The following is a 4,000-nucleotide window of genomic DNA, read 5'->3' as shown; positions in this document are numbered from 1 at the left end:
TATCCGGCGTATTAACTAAAACATAAGAAGCTCTCTTAACAACGGGAAAATTCATTTTAAAACCTCCTATTTATTTTTTATAAATTGGAGGATCTGAAAATAAAATATTTTCAATCCTCCTGGAACTCACAAATTATTCAAAAACTTTCTGCCCCTCTACAGGTGTTGAAAGAGCTTTCAAGGCTTTCTCAACTAAACCATATCTCAGCTCAAATTCACCCTTTTTATCCAATGCCGGATTACCCAGTGGATGTGGTATGGCTACAGTAGGTATTATTCTATTTGCACCAACTGTCAGTGATATTGGAACTACCGTACACATATGGACTACAGGAAGCCCACCTCTTTCTATCTCTTTTACCATTGTTGCACCGCAACGAGTACAAGTTCCTCAGGTAGATGTAAGTATAACTGCTTCGACTCCATCCGCTACAAGTTCTTTAACTATGGCATCTGCAAATTTTTTGGCTGAAGCCACTGCTGTACCATTTCCCACAGTTGCATAATAGTAGTTATGCAGCGATCCTATTTTGCCTTCCTTTTCCATTTTTCTCAGTACATCTACAGGTAACACTCTATCGGGATCCTCATTGGCATAGGTTGGATCATATCCACCATGAGCTGTCTGAAAATTCTCAGGTGTGAGATCTTCAATTCCCTCTATATTGTACTTTCCAAATTTAGATGCACTGGAAGATTCTACATGATCCGGGTTGCCCTTAGGAACTATACCTCCAGAAGTAACCAATGCAATTTTAGCTTTAGTTATATCTTTTACAGCCGGATTTGGATCTACCTTGTCAAATACAGGCATTTTAAATTCTGTAGTAAAGCTCTCTCCCTTTAATTTGTGTACAAGCATATCTACTGCTCGTTTGGAGCCTCTTTCATCACTAAAACAATTTTTTCTTATTTCTCTCTCAATATATCCCTCTTCTTCAGGAGAACCTATTTTTTCACCTCTAACAAGCTTTAGTGACAATGATACTATTTTAGGAAGAGCCTTTCTCATACCCGCGGCACTATTTTTGGTTTCAATTATATAAAGATATTTTTTAAATAGATCTGCACCTGGATTTTCAGGATACATGGCAGTAACTGCAGGTATACCAAGCTTATCCTGAACTTCTTTTGACACCGCGCCACATGCAATACCATATCTGCCCGCATTAAAAGCAGGACCTGCTATGAATAAATCTGGACTGTATTTTTTAACCATATCCAATATTTCACTTTTCGCGTCTTCTATATTTTCATTGAAATAGGAATCTCCACAGATAACTGTGGCAACTATCTCCACATCTTCCTTCTTAAATAAGCCGTTCAGCCCCATGCCCGGTCCCTGAAAACCATCTCTCACCTCTGGCTTATAATTTGCCTTTTCCTCTCCTCCTATGCCGGCATAAAACTGATTTATATAATGCACAACTTTAATCATATCAATCCATATCTCCTTTCAAAGTTTTGCAAAACCTCTATAAAATTTCTAGTATTTTGAATACTCATCTCTGATTTGCTTAACTTCACTTATTATCTCATCCACCTCGAGAACCATTTCCATCATGCCGCACTGTTCATCATAAATTGCAGCATCACATTCTTCCTTTATTTCAGGTTCTACAATATGGTAGACAGCCAGTCCAAGTGCTACTCCTGCAAGCGGACCAGCAAAAGTCGGATCTCCCGCACTTACCGTTTCTGCGGAAAGACCTGATGCTTCTGCCTCTGCTCCACCTAAAACTACAACTATATTTTCTGCACCGTATTTCTCCGTCAAATCTTTTACTCTCTGTTGGATCTCCAGATCCATAGCTCCCGCAGCCGTTCAAACGAAACATTCTGTAGAAGCAAATATAACCTCTGCTCCGGCTGACTTTACACAGGCCTCAATAGCCTGGCCAGGTATGCCGTCCCTATCTCCTATCGCAATTACCTTTTTCCCCTTTAACATTTTTTATCATTCCTTTCAAAAAATATATTGCAAATAGTACTAATACCCTGTTACATCTGCATAATTTTATTCTATTCATTCATAAATTTCTATTTCATTTTAAAATATTACTCATTATTCTTTTTAATTTACTTTATAATAAAATTTGAGCATTTTTATGCTTTTTGTATTTGGGACGCTTTGTTTTCGCCAATCAATTGAATTAGTATCCTTTAGAAGTTAATTTAGTGAATCCGACCTCACTAGTAGATCCAGTTACCACCTGGAGCTCAGCTTCTATGGTACCATCTGGTCTTAAGCTTCCTGCATGACCACCTGCAATTATATCAGCGGCTTCACTGTGTCCCAATATTTTTTTCATCTTGGGAAGCACAATCAACTCATTTGCATTCCCTGCTGTGACAACTGCATCTCCCTTAGGTGTAGAATCTGCCAGTGACTGGGAGGCACCATCTTGTCCAGCATATTCATCAGTTACAAGGACTGTCTTTACACCCATATCCGATATCTTATTGCAATTCATTACAAGATCTGCATCTGGATTTCCAAAGCCTTCTTCGGATATGATGACTGCATCTGCTCCAAGATATTTCACCAATTTAGCCGTGAAATTGGATGATCTCTCTTTATCTGCAAGGTACACATTCTCGTTTGTAATTATACAGCCCAGAAAATTAATGTCCTTTCCATCTCTGTCATATAGATCTTCAATAATTGGATTGTTCAAATGCACATAAGTTGGATTTTTATCGCAAGCAGATACACAATTTCCACTGACTACTGCACCGTCAAATACTTCTGTAGGGTACAAAAATGTAGGGATAATTTTTTTAGCATCCACTCCATACACATAAGTATCATGCAGCAGTCCCTGACTTTGAAGCATATATACATAAATAATTTTAGGAAGATCTGCATATTTTTTTACCTGTTCCAGTAGAGGCAGCGTTTCATAAATCTTCGTTTCATCTGGATTTAAATTTTTTCCAGCTTCACCAATATACGCAGCTGCTTTAAATCCAATCATTCTAACAGCCTCTTCGTGTTCATGCTGTTTCACTCCCTTTTTCGGCTCACAAACTATAACTAAATTATTCGTTTTTGAAAATGGAGTGTATTTTGCTCCCTCGCCGCTCATGTCTATAATGCCTTCTTGAAATCCGACAATGCTTCCTGTCGTCACCACGGCAGCTCCACTCAGTACGTGGGTTTTACCTTCTCCAACAGTATCAACTTTGTTTACAAATCCCGGAAATATGCCCCCTTTCCCTTCTACTTTGACTCTGGGCTCGATCACATCTTTCACAGGTATGATTCTAGTTTCATCACCTGGCCTGGCAATGTCCACCTCCACCCTTTCAATCCTTTCATCACCACTGATTTTTTCCATCAATTCATTTTTGTTCACATAGAGAACCCCATCTACAACTTTTGTTTCATTCCCAAATTGAACATCTTTAATATGAATCTTTCCAATTTCCAGTTGCAATATATCCACCTCCAAATTTATTAAAATTAGGAATTCAAATTCCTAATTTTTACAATGTAGCATAATAGGATTTAACGAATTCCTCTACATCATCCAAAGATTTTATTTTGTCTGCAGTAATTGTATTAACTTTTTCCCCTTTGTTGTAGAGTACCATAGTAGGCAATCCTAAAACCTTCTGTCCTATTGCAAGTCTTCTAGCTTTACTTATATTGAGACTTGAAAATTTAATTTTATCCCCATATTTATCTTCCAGTCCATGCACTCCCGGCATAAGCTGTTTGCATATTTCGCATTTATCTCCCCAATAGTCCACAAATACAGGTTTATCAGCACAATTTAAAACCTCTTCATCAAAATTTTGTTTTGTCAATTCAATCATTACAATTTCCTCCCTTTTAATTTTTATTTTCTTCTATATAACTCTCTGCAGTAGTTGCTGCTATAGCACCATCTGCTGCTGCAGTTATGACCTGTCTTAAAGATTTTTTTCTTATATCACCTGCGGCAAATACTCCTGAAATATTAGTTCTCATATCCTCATCTGTCACAATATAACC

5 protein-coding genes are annotated in these 4,000 nt (G+C 37.7%); all 5 read right to left on the bottom strand.

Annotation, left to right across the window (positions count from 1 at the left end):
* Nucleotides 1–133 precede the first annotated feature (133 nt).
* On the bottom strand, nt 134–1,444 hold the full coding sequence (grdB, locus tag J5G60_RS17065) for a glycine reductase complex selenoprotein B (RefSeq protein ID WP_236035341.1): 1,311 nt from the start codon (nt 1,442–1,444) through the stop codon (nt 134–136).
* Nucleotides 1,445–1,486: 42 nt separating this feature from the next.
* Nucleotides 1,487–1,951 (bottom strand): glycine/sarcosine/betaine reductase complex selenoprotein A, encoded by a 465-nt coding sequence (gene grdA / locus J5G60_RS17060; RefSeq protein ID WP_150358981.1) that lies wholly within the window; start codon nt 1,949–1,951, stop codon nt 1,487–1,489.
* 202 nt (nt 1,952–2,153) lie between these two features.
* Nucleotides 2,154–3,440, bottom strand: coding sequence for a glycine/sarcosine/betaine reductase component B subunit (locus tag J5G60_RS17055; protein ID WP_150358982.1), 1,287 nt, complete (start codon nt 3,438–3,440; stop codon nt 2,154–2,156).
* A gap of 49 nt (nt 3,441–3,489) precedes the next feature.
* On the bottom strand, nt 3,490–3,822 hold the full coding sequence (locus tag J5G60_RS17050; protein ID WP_150358983.1) for a thioredoxin family protein: 333 nt from the start codon (nt 3,820–3,822) through the stop codon (nt 3,490–3,492).
* A 16-nt stretch (nt 3,823–3,838) separates the two neighbouring features.
* On the bottom strand, nt 3,839–4,000 hold a 162-nt coding region (locus tag J5G60_RS17045; RefSeq protein ID WP_190972277.1), incomplete at its 5' end, for an FAD-dependent oxidoreductase.

It is taken from the genome of Clostridium sp. HV4-5-A1G (assembly GCF_900184915.1).
GTDB lineage: Bacteria > Bacillota > Clostridia > Clostridiales > Clostridiaceae > Clostridium_B > Clostridium_B aromativorans.
Note: the sequence above shows the minus strand (reverse complement) of the source record. Positions and strands in the feature narration are given on the sequence as shown.